Origin of the sequence: Paenibacillus sp. 79R4, from assembly GCF_013393165.1 — a bacterium.
In the GTDB taxonomy this organism is placed as follows: Bacteria; Bacillota; Bacilli; order Paenibacillales; family Paenibacillaceae; genus Fontibacillus.
In genome coordinates this window covers 93,593-110,194 of the sequence record NZ_QJOT01000003.1, presented here as the reverse complement: position 1 = coordinate 110,194, position 16,602 = coordinate 93,593, and the positions used below count along the sequence as shown (strand labels likewise).

Below are 16,602 nucleotides of genomic sequence, written 5' to 3'. Positions count from 1 at the left end.
TCCAGCCACTCTATGCCTTAGAGTCAAGCCTGCTCCATAGCGGTAAGTAACAAAATGGCAGGGCAAGCAATGAACTGATTACATTGAACAAGGTCTGAGAATGGGCGATTTGTACGGCGGCATCGTTGGTTACCCAGGAGACTGCTGTCTGCAGCAGAGATACGAAGGGCAGAAATAATAATGCTCCAGCCAAGTTAAGGATGACATGGGACAAGGCCACGAATTTACCCGACTTGGTGCCGCCGATAGAAGCGATCAAAGCGGTAACACAGGTGCCTACATTGGAGCCAATCACCATGGCAATCCCTAATGGAACAGGCAGTGCACCGCTGGAGACAAGACCCATTGTCATGGCAATCGCTGCCGCGCTGCTATGGATCAGAGCGGTTACCGCAGCCCCTGCGAGCGCGCCCCATATCAGGCTGTCCCCGGCATGGTCCAGCAGACGGTCGATAATTCCGTAAGCCTCAAGCTGTGGGCCAATCGATTGCATCCAGCGTATCGCGATCATAATCAGGCTGAAGCCTGCCAGCGCCAGTGAACCATATTGCAGCGGACGCAGAAAATGAAGCCTGCGGCTGGCGTACCCGCCCGGGCTGTATTCCTCGCCCATCACCGCAGCTGCCCATAGCAGCAGAGATAGCGTCAGAAGCGGAAGCCCGTAGCTGGAAATATCAAGCGCGATCAGCTCGGTGGTTAGGCATGTGCCGATATTACCACCAAGGATGATGCCGAGCGTTCGGGCATAAGACAGCAGCCCCGCGTTAACCAGCCCGATCGTCATTACGGTCATGGCTGTGCTGCTTTGGAGAACTGCGGTAATGAAGGTGCTCGACAAGAGTCCGGCCCATGGCGTCTTCGTTGATGTATGCAGCAGCTTGATCAGCCTTGGACCGGCCCAGGCATGGAGCGCCGCTTCCATCAGCTTCATTCCGAACAGGAAGAGGGCGAGTCCTAGAGTGACTGGGAGTATTAGATCATGTACCATCCGGCTTCCCCCTTTAGAGGTAGTTCAAAAAGTCCGCTTTTGAGCACGAGGTATACCTGGGAGTAGACTCGGCATCGAAATTTGGATTCAGCCGGGACCTAAGCAATTGCTTACGAAGTCATGCTTCCTCCGGAAACATTTCAGGTGCTCACGTACCCACAACAAGCAAATGCTTCTGAGGTCGTTTTCTGCGAAAACGTATAGCTGTGCTCCTCAGTCCCTGGCTTTATCCAACTGAAGCGTTTTTGCAAAAAACGCATATCGAAGCATACGCTTCGGTGTTGATAAGCGAACAACAGGTGTACAAGTTACTTATATGCCGACGCTGGGACATCCATGCCCCTGAGGGGATAACTGTAAAGGTCTGATTATTGGCTAGAGAGCCAGACATAATGATTTGAAATCAATGAAGGAGTGGACGCAGATGGCATCCGTTATATTACACAAAAGCCGTAAAAAGCGCTTGGAGCAAGGACATCCTTGGGTGTATAAAAATGAAATCGAGCTTGTGGAGGGGGAGCCACAGCCGGGCAGTCTGGTGCAAATTTATGACCACCGACGCAAGTTCCTCGCTTCCGGCTACTACAATCCAGCTTCACAAATTACGGTGCGTGCTGTATCCTACCTGCCGCTGGAGAGGATGGATGTCGATTTCTTCGCCGCGCGATTCAGCGAATGCTTGAACCATAGACAGAGATTTGTAGATGGAGATTCTTACCGACTTGTCTATGGTGAAGCGGACTTCCTGCCGGGTCTGATCGTAGATCGCTTCGCGGATGTGCTTGTCGTGCAGCTGTTGACGCTTGGCATGGATCATTGCCGGGAGGCGATTGTTGAGGCGCTGGTCAAGGTGCTGGGGCCGACTGCTATATACGAACGAAGCGATGTATCCGTACGGGAGATGGAAGGCCTTGAGCAGGTGAAGGGTCCGTTATATGGAGATGCGCCTCGTTATGTAACGATCCTCGAGAATGGCCTAAAGATTAAGGTGGATATCGAGCAAGGGCAGAAGACGGGATATTTCTTCGATCAGCGTGAGAATCGGGCTTCGATTAAGCCGATAATGACCGGATGGGGAAGACGGAACGGGATTGAGCTGAAGGAGATTGCCGAGCTTGGAGAAGAGCCTAAGCTTCTGCCGGTTAACTCCAAAGGCAAAGTAGTAACCTTCCCGTATTGGGATGGAGCTACTGTACTGGAGTGCTTCTCTCATACCGGAAGCTTTACGCTTCATGCATGCAAATACGGTGCCAAAAAAGTAACCTGTCTCGATATTTCCGAGCACGCGATTGAGAGCGCAAGAGTGAATGTCGAACTGAACGGATTTACGGATCGTGTTGAATTTGTTGTTGCTGATGCCTTTGATTACCTGCGCAGTCAGGCCAAAGGGATGGATGAGCGAACCCGCCGCGCCTTGAAGGAAGGCAAGGTAGACACTTCCGTGCCAATGACGGCAGGAGGCGGAAGGACCTGGGATGTCGTTATTCTCGATCCTCCGGCATTTGCCAAGACGAGATCGGCAGTGAAAGGCGCTTGCCGTGGGTATAAGGAGATTAATCTGCAAGGGCTGAAGCTGGTAAATGAGGGTGGCTATCTGGTTACGGCCAGCTGTTCTTACCATATGCGTCCGGATTTATTTCTCCAGACGATCCAGGATGCAGCTGCTGATGCCGGCAAAATATTGCGGCTCGTCGAGTGGCGCGCTGCGGGCAAAGACCATCCGCAAATCCTTGGCGTTGATGAAGGGCATTATCTCAAATTTGCGATTTTCGAAGTCCGCAGCAAAACCTTTTAAGCCCTCCTTCAGGATAAGCAGTATTGCTCTGTCCGGGAAGGGGAGTGTCAGTACTATATGAAAATCCGGAAGACTCGTGTAGCAGAGTCTCCCGGATTTTTTGGCTATCTGCGCATTTGCACGGCTCTGACTTTCAAGTTATCCAGATTAATCACAATAATCCCGACGATAATCGTGAAGCCGCCTAATCCGGATACAAGCGATATCGGTTCGCCATATAGAATAGCGCCAACACATAAAGCGATAAGCGGCGAAATATACAGCCAGGTCGACGGGAATACGGGATTCGTCTTGGCAATTAACCAATAGAAGATAGTATGTCCGGTCATTGAACCAAAGACGATTAAGTATAAAAGCGGTAAAACCGCATGCGGGGTAAACATTACCGTGAAATCTACCTTCTCCGTGAATAGAGACAAAATAAGCAATAATGAACCCCCGTATATCATTTGGGCTGCGTTCAGCGCGATGGGAGATTCATCGCGAAATTGCTGCACAACACGGCGTGAATAGACGGTGCCGGCTGAATAGAATACCTGGCCTAGGAGGACAGCTGCACATCCAAGCACCCATAGCTTGCTGAAGCTTACTGTAATGCCTGGCAGGAGCAGCAGTACAATGCCGACCGTCCCCAGGAGACAGCCTATGACCGAACTTAAGGACAAACGTTGCCGGGTAAGAAAGGCCTGCAGCAGCAAAATCATTAAGGGAGCGGTGGCCGACAAAATCGCCGCAATCCCTGAGCTCAAATACTGCTCGGCCCAGTATAGGGTGGCAAATACGCCGAAGGTTAAAGCTGCCCCGGTTAGTAACATCTCTTTGCGCAGCAGAAGGGAGAAGCTTGCCTTTCGTCTAGCTACCATGTATGAGAGCAGAATGCCGCCCGCGGCCAGAAAGCGAAGGCCTGCCGAGAAAAAGGGCGGCGCTCCAGCATCAATTCCCAGTTTAATGGCCAGAAAGGTCGTTCCAAAAATAAGACACATTAGCAAGTAGTTTATTAATACCATGTCTATTCCTCCTTAGTATTGTTTTATAATAAGATGAAGGTAATAGAACAGATGACATTGGATAGAACAGATCTGACCGCTAACAGGTATCATAATAATGACCATGTGTAATAAGAGTAGGGGAGGAAGGAGGACCGCTTATGGGCAAACATATTACTCCGAATGCAAACTCGGATAAACTGTTTGAGCAAATATATGACTTTCTATTGGAGCGGATCAAACGCGGGGAGTGGAAGGCGAATGAGAAGCTTCCCTCCGTTCGGGCATTGGCAACGGAATTTGCAGTACATCGCCTGACTGTCTTCAAGGCTTATCAATTGTTAAAACAGAATAATATGGTGTATGTGAAGGATAAATCCGGATATTATGTCCAGCCCGGCAATGAGCTGCCGCCCGGCGCGCAGCAGGACCCGATCATTTCAGCTTATGTTCATGATAGTTACCTTTCCGAGATCCACCAGGTGCAGGCCTCCTATCAGTTCTCGAAAGCGTTGTTGGATCCAAATCTTCTGCCTAATCGCTACCTTTCTGCCTATGTAAAAAGAGTGTTCGATCTGTATCCGAAGGTGCTGGGAACCTACTCGACCACTCAAGGAGATTTGGAGCTGCGTGAGGCGTTAAGCCGTTATTTTACGGAGCGTTATCGTTGTGATTTAGGAAGTCAGGAGATTCTGATCAGTTCCGGTTCGCAGGAAGCCATTGATCTGCTCGCCAGAGTACTCGTGCGGCCGCGGGATGTTGTGCTGCTGGAACGTCCAACCTACAGCCCGGCGATCGACGTATTCCGGAGGCAGGGAGCTGAGCTTATTCCAATTGAGATTACCCCTCACGGGTACTGTCTGGAGCAGGTGGAGCAGCTCATGCAAAAATACAAACCGCGTCTGTTTTACATGAATCCAACCTTTCAAAATCCGACGGGATACACTGTACCTGCGGAGCAGCGAAAGAGTCTGGTTGACCTGGCGGCGGAGTATCAATGCCTGTTAATTGAGGATGATCCGAATCCGGATATTTATTTTGCAAAAGCTCCGCCTGCCCCGTTATTCACTTATGACACTGCCGGATATGTGATCTATATCCGCAGCTTCAGTAAGTATATCGCTCCGGGCCTGAGCATAGCTATGGTTGCCTGCCGACCGGGAATCATGAATTATCTGCTTAAGGCCAAATCCTTGTCCGACAGTGGCACGCCGCTGCTAAATCAGAAGATCTTCCTGCATTACTTCTTCTCGGAACGAATGCAACAGCATCTGGAAAAGCTGCGGATCGCGCTTGCGATACGCAAGGAAATCATGGAGGAGGAGCTGTCGGCTACCGGTTGGCAGTGGAACAGTCCGGCTGGTGGTTTTAACTTATGGATCCAGCTACCGGAATCAACCCTCATGGATAGATTGCTTCAAAGCTCCCGGGAGCAATCGATTACCTTTGTGCCGGGTTCGATTTGTGATCCGCTGAGGGAGATGAACACACGGATCCGCATGAGTTATTCCTACTTGAATGAACAACAGTTACGTGAAGGACTGAGGAGGTTTATTAGCCTTTATAGCGAACTGTTTGCGGGAGTACAATAGTCATCATGCAGTAAAAGGAGTCATCTCTACTGGGTTGGGATATTTCCTATTTTTGGCTGCCATAGCCACTTGAGCTCGCGAAGTCTTCGCCCTTATCCGCCTTTATCAAACGGTCAAAAATGAACTTTTAGAGCAAGGAGAAAACAACTCGCTTCCCTGACGTTCATTTTTGACCATTAGAAGCCAAATGCGGTCCCCAGCGGCATTCTCGCTTGTAACGGACATTTATGTCCGTTACAAGGGTAGAGTACAGGGGGATCGACGCTAACGGACAAGAATGTCCGAATGATCAGGGCAAAATTCCAAAGTCAAAAGGTCGAAACCATGAGAATTCCCATATTGCTGAGCACGCAAATAAGGGCTTCCTTAAGTCGAAAATTCAACTTAGCGGCAGCCCCTTAATTTTATGACAACTGTAGCTATTCAATATACTGGGTAGTGCGAGTCGGGGCCAAACTGGACTCCCTGACGAAGAGGCGCGGTTCAAACTGAACCCGCTCATACAGCCCGATTTTTTGCTCCTGGATACGCTGAAGCAGCAGCTCGGTCGCCACCTTGGCCACTTCCGAGCCCATAATGGAGACGGAGCTTAGCTTGGGTGTCGTTATCGTGCATAAAATATTGTTATCGATCCCGACGATAGCGATATCTTCAGGCACTCGAATACCGAGCTCTTTGAAACGGTTCAGCAGCCCGATCGCGACCATGTCGTTACCGGCATAGATCGCATCCGGCATATGGGCCAAATTCACGAAATGATCGGCCGCCCTGGCTCCAGTCTGAAGCGAGAAATCCTCACCGAAATAGACGAGCGAGGGGTCCACATGATCAAGCGCATCCTCATACGCGAAAAATCGCTCCTCGATAATCTCCTTCCGCGCACCCGCGTAACCAATTCTTGTTCGTCCAATGCTGATCAGATGCTCCATAGCCAGCTTGCCTTCCTGGGTGGAGAGGCTGACGATATCCGCTTTTGTATCCGAATCTAACTTTTTGCCGTAATTGATAATGGAAATGGGCAATTTGGACTTGTTAATGAGGTCCTTGAGTGTCTTGGGGTAGGCCAGCGGCAAAATAATAAGCCCATCCACGTGGAGCTTCTTAATATCACGCAATACCTCCAGCTCTGATCTCACATTGCCTAATGTATTAATTTGTACGACACGGTAATCGAAATATTTGGCGGCTTGTTCTACCGAGTAGGCAATCTCCGGAATAAAAGCGTTGCGAATATCAGGCACTGCCAGCGCAATCTGCTTCGTTTGGCGAAGCTTCAAATTCTGCGCATTTGAATTCGGCACAAAGCCTAGTTCCTCTACGGCTGCCAGCACCTTGGCCTTCGTCTTTGGACTAATTCCGCCCATATTATTAATAGCCCTAGAGACAGTCGCGATTCCGACTCCAGCTTTTGCGGCCACGATCTCAATCGTAACTTTATTTTTCTCCAAATAGGATCCCATCCTTGCCATTTTCGAAATCATTTCCACAAATGTTAACCTATTATCCACAAAATCATTATAACATACCCTAAATAATGTGAGTATTATCATAGATAAAAATAACATGTCCGTTGACACGACGTTAGCAAAGTGCTAGAGTTTGTTAAGGAAACGTTTCCGAAAAAGACATATAAATTTCCGGATATTATGCTGAATTTTATTTTATTTTTAATACATCTAAGGGGATGGAATAGATGAAAGCACTAAGATGGCATGGTCAAAGAGACCTGCGCTTAGAGAATATTGAAGAACCGGCTGCTAAACCGGGGAAAGTGAAAATTAAGGTCGAATGGTGTGGTATTTGCGGCAGCGACCTACATGAATATACAGCAGGGCCAATCTTTATTCCAGAAGGTACACCACATCCAATCACCGGAGAGAAAGCTCCTGTCGTAATGGGGCATGAATTTTCCGGACAAGTTGTTGAAGTCGGTGAAGGAGTAACGAAGTTTAAAGCTGGCGATCGTGTTACGGTTGAGCCCATTTATGCATGTGGTCATTGCGAAGCTTGTAAAGCCGGTTACTACAACCTGTGTTCGACCATGGGCTTCCTGGGTCTTGCAGGTGGCGGAGGCGGTTTCTCTGAATATGTAGCTGCAGACGAAGCGATGGTTCATAAAATTCCCGACAATATTTCCTATGAGCAAGGCGCTTTAGTAGAACCTTCTGCTGTAGCGCTTCATGCTGTCCGTCAGAGCAAACTTAAAGTCGGTGACAAAGCGGTTGTGTTTGGCGCTGGCCCAATCGGTTTGCTCGTTATCGAAGCTCTGAAAGCTTCCGGCGCATCGGAGATCTATGCTGTCGAGCTTTCTCCCGAACGTAAGCAAAAAGCAACGGAGCTTGGTGCGATCGTCATCGATCCTAAAGAATATGATGTAGTTGAAGAGCTTCACAAACGCACCGATGGCGGTGTGGACGTTGCATTCGAAGTTACAGGGGTTCCTCCAGTATTCACTCAAGCGCTGAACTCGACAAGAATTGGCGGCGAATTGATGATCGTCAGCATCTTCGAGAAAGAAGCGGCACTTCATCCTAACCATGTAGTTATGAAGGAACGCAGCATCAAAGGTATCATCGGCTATCGCAACGTGTTCCCAGCTGTAATCAGCTTGATGGGTCAAGGCTACTTCTCGGCCGATAAGCTTGTAACCAAGCGGATTAAGCTGGATGATGTGATTGAAGAAGGTTTTGAAGCACTTCTGAAAGAGAAAAATCAAGTGAAGATTCTTGTAAAGGCAGAATAAGAAATGAAAGAATCATTTCATAATATAGAGTAGTTTTGACGATGGTTTCCCGGACCTGAACCGGGGACCATCGTTTTTTTGTGGGTTCGTTTGGATCGAAATCTGTAATGCAGATTTTTTATCTTAAGCCGCATGAACTAAGGAGATTCCTGCAAATATGCAGAATTATTCACCATATGCCAGGGAATCGAGCTATACGGAGGAAAAAATTGTATTATTACAGAGATGGACTATTGCAGGTTGCCGGATTAGCGGAATTCCTGCATATTTACAGGCTTTTCTGTGAGATGGAGTGAGGACAAGGGAGATATTGTCCATAAACTTCAATTGCCTATATCTAGGAACGTACATTCTTATTTTCTTTTGATATGATATACTGAATCATACGAATAAATTGGCTATTACACGTTAAAATAGACTCCAAGTTGCGTTAGGAGGAAACCATATGTCGCTTCAATTCATTATCGGCCGCTCGGGCAGCGGCAAGAGCAGCATGATCCTGGATACAGTCACCGCAGAAATGCGCTCCAATCCGACGGGCTCGCCGCTGATTTTGCTAGCTCCCGAACAGGGGACCTTCCAGATTGAACAAGCTATTCTAACTACACCTGGTATACCTGGGACGGTGCGGTCCCAGGTACTGGGCTTTCGCCGTCTTGCCTTACGGGTAATGCAAGAGACGGGCGGCTCCGCGCTTGTGCCGATCAGTGAGGAAGGCAAGAAAATGCTGCTCTACAAAATAGTCAGACGCCATCAGGACGAATTGAAGTTGTTCGGAAAGTCAGCCGATCAACTTGGGCTAATCGAGCGTATGAATGATTTATATACCGAGTTGAAGAAGCATAATGCTGACTTTTCGTGCCTGGAGGAACATATCGATCTGTTGGAAAGCTCCTCCAAAACCTCATCTTTGTTAAAAGACAAGATGAGCGATCTTAGCATGATTTTTCGGGAATTCGATACAGAGTTGGCTCGATTTTATATTGATGCTGAGGACCATGTGTTCAAGCTTGCAGAAGGAGCTGGGGCATCGACCTATCTGCGCGATGCAAATATTTGGATCGACGGTTTCCAGACCTTCACCCCGCAGGAATATTTAGCGCTTATGGCGTTAATGAAGACGGCCGCCAGTGTGACGGTAGCCTTGACCCTCGATCGTGCTTATGATGACGGATTTCCGCCGCATGAGCTTAATTTGTTCTATCCGACGGCGGTTACATATATGAAGCTGCGCGATATGGCATTAACAGCAGGTATTGAAGTTAAGGATACTGTGCTGCTGGATGCCAGACCTTTTCCTAGATTTAAAGGGAGCGAGACGCTCTCCCATCTGGAGTATGCGTATGAACGTCGTATACCGTGGCAAGGGGATGCTGCGCCCAATGATATGTCTAAATCGCTCCATATGCACGGAGCCGCAAATAGATTAGCCGAGGTAGAGGGAGCGGCGCGCGAGATGGTCAGGCTGGCCCGGGAAGAGGATGCCCGGTGGCGTGATATGGCTATTTTTGTGCGGAATTTGCAGGATTATGAGCATGTGATTCGTCCTGTGTTCGCAGATTACGGAATACCTTTTTTTATGGATAAAAAAGCAAGCATTCTCTATCATCCGTTAATGGAGTTTATTCGTGGTGCGCTGGATGTGGTGCTGCGATTCTGGCGCTATGAAGATGTGTTCCGCTGCGTCAAAAGCGAGTTTCTGCTCCCCCTGGACGGAAGTCTCACACGCGAGGATATGGATGTACTGGAGAACTATGCGCTTGCCAGTGGCATTCAGGGCTATCGCTGGTATGATGGACGACCGTGGAAGAATGCCCCTAGCCTATCGCTGGAACTGACTCAGGATCCAAATGGCGAGGGAATGTCAGATCATAGACAGCTTCGTCGTCTGGAACAGTGCAGGAGTCTGATTAGTACACCGTTGTCTGCTTTTGAAAGACGGCTCAAACATTCGGCAAATGTACGTGAGATGTGCGCAGCTGTCTATCATCTGCTTGAGCAGATCGAAGCGCCGCAGCGGCTCGATACGATGGCGCATACCGCGCTTGTACAAGGTCAACCGCAGCTTGCGTTGGAGCATCGTCAGCTTTGGGATGCTGTTCTTGGACTGCTTGACCAGATCGTAGAGATGATGGGCGATGAGGAACTGGAGCTGGAGATGTTCTCCGGCATTTTGGAGACAGGGCTCAAGGATCTGAAGCTGGGCCTGGTTCCGCCTGCTCTGGATCAGGTATTGGTTGGGAGCACGGATCGGACTCAGACGAGCCATGTTAGACACGCTTTCCTGCTTGGCATTAATGAAGGAATCATGCCTTCAAACTTGCAGGAGGAAGGGGTGCTTAGCGACCAAGAACGTCTACGGCTAAGTGAAATTGGACTTGAACTGGCTCCTGGAATGACGCGTAGGCTGCTTGATGAGAGGTTTCTAATCTATGGAGCTATCACTGCTGCCAGCCATTCTTTATGGCTAAGTTATCCTATCGCGGATGAGGAGGGCAAGCCGCTGCTTCCATCCGAGGTTATACGCCAGATGAAACGGATCTTTCCGGCTTTGCAGGAGGGGTATCTCAACCGAGGGACGGATGTAAGCGAATCGCTGGACAGCCAGCTTGAGCATATACACCGGCCTCTTCCAACCTTAACCAATCTGATCGCGCAACTGCGGAGTTGGAGGTCGGGCTTGACAGTGTCTCCGGTATGGTGGCGGGTACTCGAATGGTATCGAACCCAGGAAGAGTGGCAGGATACAACGGAGTTTCTGCTTGGCTCCTTGAATTATCGCAACCTTGCTAACAGACTTACCCCTGCAACCAGTCATAAACTGTACGGCAAAAAACTGCGGACAAGCGTGTCCAGAATGGAGAAGTTTTCGGCCTGTCCGTTCTCACATTTTGCTGCTTACGGCTTGAAATTGAAGGAAAGGCAGGTTTACCGACTACAGGCACCGGACATCGGTCAGTTGTTTCACGCCGCACTTAGCATGATGGCCTTCAATTTTAAAGATCAGAATCGGAGCTGGGGAAGTCTGACGACAGAGGAATGCCTGCAGGAGGCGGAGTCCGCAGTAGACAAGCTGGCTCCCAAGCTGCAGGGAGAAATTCTGCTCAGCTCACATCGTTATGGCTATATTACTCGCAAGCTGAAGAATATCGTCGGCCGCGCTTCTATTATTCTGGGGGAGCAATCGCGACGCGGCAGCTTTGAGCCGATCGGACTGGAGTTGGACTTTGGTCCGGGACGTACATTACCGCCGCTGACTTTTCAGTTGCCTAACGGCTGTGTTATGGAGATCGTGGGCAGAATTGACCGCGTAGATATGGCGGAGAGCGATCAAGGCTTGCTGCTGCGCGTGATTGACTATAAATCAAGTCAGACGGATCTGCGACTGCATGAAGTGTATTACGGCTTATCGCTACAGATGCTTACGTATTTGGATGTGCTCTTATCTTCTGCCGAGGCTTGGCTGGGCCGTCCGGCATTGCCTGCGGGCACGCTCTATTTCCATGTTCACAATCCGCTGCTGCAGAGCAGTAACGGTATGAGCCCCGAGCAGGCCCAATTGGAGATGCTGAAGCGGTTTAAGCTGAAGGGCTTGCTGCTGGCTGATCGGGAAGTGATCTCCAAGATGGACGATCAACTGGAAAAAGGATATTCAGATATTCTGCCCGTTGCAGTTAAAGCAGATGGTGGGTTTTATAGCAGTGCAGCGGTAGCTACGCTGGAACAGTGGCAGTCTTTGCTCGGTTCTGTACGCGGCATTATTTCGGATATCGGTACGCGTATTACCGATGGTAATGTAGATATCGCCCCTTATCGGCTAGGCGCCGAGACGGCATGTACTTACTGCCCTTACCGATCGGTATGCCGATTTGAAGGCAGTCATGAGGATAATGGTTATCAAGTGTTGAGCAAGCCGGGCAAGAATGAGATCTGGGAACTGTTTGATGAGCTGGGCAGAAAGGATGAGCAAGAATGAATATGCCGAAACCGCAAGGAAGCTTCTGGAGCGATGATCAATGGCGTGCAATTACGCTGACTGGCGGGGATATTCTCGTTGCAGCGGCAGCTGGATCAGGCAAGACAGCGGTGCTGGTTGAGAGAATCATCCGCAAGCTGTCTTCGCGGGAGCATCCGCTTGATGTTGACCGTCTGCTCGTTGCTACATTTACCAAGGCAGCTGCGTCGGAGATGAGAGGGCGGATTCGCGAAGCGTTGGAGAAGGAGTTGGTGCAGGATCCGGGCAATGAACATCTTACACGCCAGTTGGCGATGCTTGGTCGCGCTTCAATTACGACGCTGCACTCCTTCTGTATGGAAGTGATTCAGCGTTACTACACTCTGATTCCGCTGGATCCGGGCTTTCGAATTGCCGCTGAGAGCGAGACAGCCCTGCTCAGACAAGAGGTTCTGGAGCAGCTGTTTGAGGACAAGTATGCTTCGGCGGCGGACGGGAACCGCTTTTTAAGCCTGGTCGACTGGTTTGGCGGGGAGCGGAGTGATGATGCTGTTTTCTCCTTGGTATTGAAGCTTTATGACTTCGCACAGAGTCATTCTTGGCCGGAACATTGGCTGCTCGAAGCCGCTGATGCTTTTGCTGCTCCGGATGCGGCTGCGCTCGAGAACAGCTTGTGGGTCCAGAGCATTGTTCGCGATACGGAGCTCGCGTTAATTGGGGCTGCAGATTTGCTAAGGCAGGCTCGTACGATTGCCGAGGCTCCGGGAGGGCCACAACCCTATGCGGTTACATTTGCGGATGATATCCAAGTGATCGGCAGCTTATTGACTGCGGTTCAGGAAAGCCCGTGGGCCGGGCTGTATGATATTTTTCAATCCGTAAGCTTTGGCAAGCTGAAGCCGTGCAAGAAGGACCAGACAGACCCTTTGCTGCAGGAGCGGGCCAAAACGCTGCGCGAGGAAGCGAAGAAGCTGGTCAGTGAACTGCAGACTCAGTTATTTGGACGAACCCCAGAGGCTTATCTGGACGAATTGCATCAAGCTGCGCCTCTAATGAGGGAGCTTGCCGAGTTAATTGCCGAGTTTGGTGCTCGCTATCGTACGGACAAGACGGCCAGGGGCTGGCTTGATTTTGCAGACTTGGAGCATTATTGCCTGCAGATTCTGCGGCATCCGGACTCAACTCCGGGAAATTTACAACCATCTGCGGCGGCTCTTGAATATCAGGCCCAATATGATGAAGTGCTGCTTGATGAATATCAGGATACGAATACCGTTCAGGAGGATATTATCTCCCTGATCGCCCGGACTGCTCCCGGCAATCGCTTTATGGTCGGCGATGTGAAGCAGAGCATCTATCGGTTCCGGCTAGCGGAACCCGGGTTATTCCTGCAGAAGTACCGCAGCTACGGGGACGAGATCGGTGAGCAAGGATTGAGAATCGACCTGGCCCGGAACTTCCGCAGCCGCCGGGAAGTTGTTCATGCGGTTAACATGCTGTTCAGACAGATGATGAACGAAAGCGCGATGGAGATCGAATACGACGAACGGGCCGAGCTTGTTTATGGCGAGGGTTTCCCTGACAGCGAACAAAACGGAGATGAATATCGTCCTGAGCTGCTCTTGATTGATCGCAGCAAGGATAGCTTGGCTTCTATGACTGAAGCGGATAGCGCTGATGGCGTAGAGGGTAGCAGTGAGACGGAGGAAGCCATCGAGCTTGAGGCTGTGCAGCTGGAGGCGCGGGCGATTGCAGAACGAATCCGCAAGCTGCTTGGCGAAGGCGGCCGCCCTCCCCTGCAAATCTACGATAAGCAGTTGCGTGCCATGCGTCCGGTTGCCTACCGGGATATGACGATTTTGCTCAGATCGACACTGTCTTGGGCGCCGGTCATGATCGAAGAGCTGCGGCGTGAGGGCATACCGGCCGCGGCAGAGTTGAGCCAGGGGTACTTCCAGGCTTCTGAAGTCGATACGATGCTGTCGTTGCTTCAGGTGATCGACAATCCGCTTCAGGATATACCGCTGGCTGCTGTACTCCGCTCGCCGTTATATGGCTTCTCGGAAGAAGAATTGGCTGAGATACGCCTTGCAGCCGAGCGCGGCCATTTCTATGAAGCTGTTCTGAGCGCTGCTCAGAGCGAAGCAGGTCATTCCGGAGAAACGGAACTGGCCGCTCACGATTCGAAAAGCAGATGGGTAATGGCGGAGGATGAGGGTACAGCAGCAAATCTTCGCCCGGGAGAGAATGCAATTGTAGCGGGTGAAGTGAGTGCAGCTGGGGTTGACCGCGCTAATGAGACCTGTTCGACTGCAGATGGAAGCTCATTGACACTGGGTGTGAGGTTGCAGCGTTTTTTAAGTCAGCTTAGCGGGTGGCGAAACCGTGCCCGTGAAGGCGAACTTAGCGATTTAATCTGGGGGATTTTCCGCGATACCGGTTATTTGGATTGGGTAGGTGGCTTGCCGGGAGGGTCGCAAAGGCAGTCTAATTTGCGGGCGCTGTATGATCGTGCTACTCAGTATGAATCGGCGACATCATCCCGAGGTTTGTTCCGCTTCCTTCGCTATATTCAGCGGCTTAAGGATAATGGAGGAGACTTGGGTGCTGCCGCTTCGGCTGAGGGGCAAGAGGATGCGGTCAGCATCATGACGATTCATAAGAGTAAAGGATTAGAGTTCCCGGTTGTATTCGTGGCCGGACTCTCCAGAATGTTCAATCGCCAGGATTTGAACGCCCCTTTTCTGATTCATAAAGAGATGGGCTTCGGCCCGAAATATATTGATAGTGAGCTCAGAGTCAGTTATCCAACACTGCCCAATTTGGCAATCCGCAGACGGGCACAGATGGAACTGCTGGCAGAAGAGATGCGTGTGCTCTATGTAGCCCTGACACGGCCGAAAGAGAAGCTGATTCTTGTCTCATCAGTCAAGGATTTGGTCAAGTCCGCCCAGAATTGGGGCGGAGTGCTTGAGGTACAGGATGAGCGGTTGCCGGATTATGTGCTTGTACGAGGCCGTTGCTATCTTGACTGGATTGGACCGGCGTTAATTCGTCATGCTGCGGCTGCTGAGCTGCGCAGGTTTGGAGGACTGCCGGAGCTGATGAGCACAGCTCTTGTTGACAGCAGATCGGCTTGGGCAATTGAACTGGTAAGTGCACAGGAGGTAGCCGTACCGGCTGCTCGGATTGAAGCTGCGGCAGCCGGAATGGGGGGAGCTCTCGAGGAATTTGGGTTGAATAGTCTACCGGCTGATGAAGGTGAACATGCAGCAGCGGAATTTGGACGAGATGAGCTTGATACTCTGATCAAGTCCCGGTTGAATTGGGTATACCCGCACACTGCGGCTACAAGAATCTCTGCCAAGACATCGGTGACTGAGATGAAATCATTGCACCGTACCGAAGAAGAAAGTGCGGTCAGCTTGTTTGCCACAGCTGAGATGAAGCAGGAAATGTCCCAAAGTGCGGAGCAGGTAGAATTTAAATTGCATCTGCGTAGACCTCGCTTCATGGAGCAGGCCAAATTGACGGCAACGGAACGCGGAACAGCGTATCATACGGTCATGCAGCACCTGCCCTTTGACAAAGGAAGGGGCGAGGCAGTTGTTGCTGAGCTTCTACAGTCACTAATTGAGAAGAAGATCATGACGGTGGAACAGGCAGCGGAGATCGATACAGCTCGCATTGCTGAATTCTGGAATAGCCCGATTGGGAAATTGCTGGACCGTGCGGACTGGATCAAGCGCGAGCTGCCGTTTAGCTACGGATTGTCAGCTGCCGAGGCGTATCCAACTCTGGCACCTTTAGCTGAGCTGTTTGCCGGGTCAGCAACGCTATCCGAAACTAGCGGAAATATAGTGGATATAGCTTCTACTAGCTTGATTGACGGTAGTGTAAATTCAGCGGATAGCGCGGCTGAGGCTGATAAAACGTCCGATCCCGATAGGCTATATGCGCTTGCTGGACTGGACGGCGAGACAGTTCTGATTCAAGGGGTTGTTGACTGTTTATTTTACGCGGACGGCAAGCAATATTTGCTGGATTACAAGAGCGACAAAGTGCTGGAGCATCGCGGCGGAGTAAAGGCATTGGCGGAGTCCTACCGTTTCCAATTGGACCTGTACGCCAGGGCAATTGAAGATATTACGGGTGTCCCGGTGGAAGAGAAATGGCTCTATTTCCTCGATAGCGGCGACGTGATTCAGCTTTGATAGCCTTGATGGCTTTAATGGCATAGCTTGGGGAATGGACTACAGTGGGTTAGGCTGTTTAGGTTGGCATTGCTGCAGCCATTACCTAGCCCCCCTATCATTTTGAATCGGAATTGTGTTTGGACGCCAGGAAACACCGATTCGTAAATCTCGCTGTTTAATTCGAGATTTAGAGGGACATAGGGGTTGTTTAGCGCAAAGGCAGAGGTTTAACAAAACAGGGGATCGTTATGTGGGTTAGTAGAGACTCCAACAAGCTTTTACGAGACGGTGTATTGTTATGTGGGTCAATAGTTGCTTGAACAAACTTTAACGAAACAGAGTATCGC

8 protein-coding genes are annotated in these 16,602 nt (G+C 50.3%); 5 read left to right on the top strand and 3 right to left on the bottom strand.

Going from position 1 to position 16,602, the window contains the following annotated elements:
- Window positions 1-10: 10 nt before the first annotated feature.
- Window positions 11-988, bottom strand: a complete 978-nt coding sequence (locus DMN77_RS04570) for a Na/Pi cotransporter family protein (protein ID WP_068782110.1) — start codon at window positions 986-988, stop codon at window positions 11-13.
- Window positions 989-1,412: 424 nt separating this feature from the next.
- On the opposite strand from DMN77_RS04570, the gene DMN77_RS04565 reads away from it, so the two are divergent.
- Complete coding sequence (locus tag DMN77_RS04565) at window positions 1,413-2,783, top strand: class I SAM-dependent rRNA methyltransferase (protein ID WP_179013735.1); 1,371 nt, start codon at window positions 1,413-1,415, stop codon at window positions 2,781-2,783.
- A 104-nt stretch (window positions 2,784-2,887) separates the two neighbouring features.
- Here the strand turns inward: DMN77_RS04565 and DMN77_RS04560 are convergent, their stop codons facing one another.
- Window positions 2,888-3,790, bottom strand: coding sequence for a DMT family transporter (locus tag DMN77_RS04560; protein WP_179013733.1), 903 nt, complete (start codon window positions 3,788-3,790; stop codon window positions 2,888-2,890).
- Between the two features lie 140 nt (window positions 3,791-3,930).
- On the opposite strand from DMN77_RS04560, the gene DMN77_RS04555 reads away from it, so the two are divergent.
- Window positions 3,931-5,361, top strand: a complete 1,431-nt coding sequence (locus DMN77_RS04555) for an aminotransferase-like domain-containing protein (protein ID WP_068782107.1) — start codon at window positions 3,931-3,933, stop codon at window positions 5,359-5,361.
- 419 nt (window positions 5,362-5,780) lie between these two features.
- Here DMN77_RS04555 and DMN77_RS04550 read toward each other — a convergent pair whose 3' ends face one another.
- Window positions 5,781-6,821 carry a LacI family DNA-binding transcriptional regulator gene (locus DMN77_RS04550; protein WP_179013965.1) on the bottom strand — a complete coding sequence of 347 codons (1,041 nt, stop codon included), beginning with the start codon at window positions 6,819-6,821 and terminating at the stop codon, window positions 5,781-5,783.
- Between the two features lie 233 nt (window positions 6,822-7,054).
- Between DMN77_RS04550 and DMN77_RS04545 the strand changes: the two genes are divergently transcribed.
- The 3 genes from DMN77_RS04545 to addA all read left to right on the top strand — a co-directional run bounded on the left by DMN77_RS04545 (window position 7,055) and on the right by addA (window position 16,273).
- Window positions 7,055-8,104 (top strand): 2,3-butanediol dehydrogenase, encoded by a 1,050-nt coding sequence (locus DMN77_RS04545; protein ID WP_068782106.1) that lies wholly within the window; start codon window positions 7,055-7,057, stop codon window positions 8,102-8,104.
- A 445-nt stretch (window positions 8,105-8,549) separates the two neighbouring features.
- A complete protein-coding gene (gene addB, locus DMN77_RS04540) occupies window positions 8,550-12,080 on the top strand; it encodes a helicase-exonuclease AddAB subunit AddB (RefSeq protein ID WP_179013732.1) in 3,531 nt (1,176 codons plus the stop codon).
- Entirely contained in the window at window positions 12,077-16,273 is a 4,197-nt protein-coding gene (gene addA / locus DMN77_RS04535) for a helicase-exonuclease AddAB subunit AddA (protein ID WP_068782104.1), read from the top strand. Before addB ends, addA begins: the two co-directional genes overlap by 4 nt.
- Window positions 16,274-16,602: the final 329 nt, after the last annotated feature.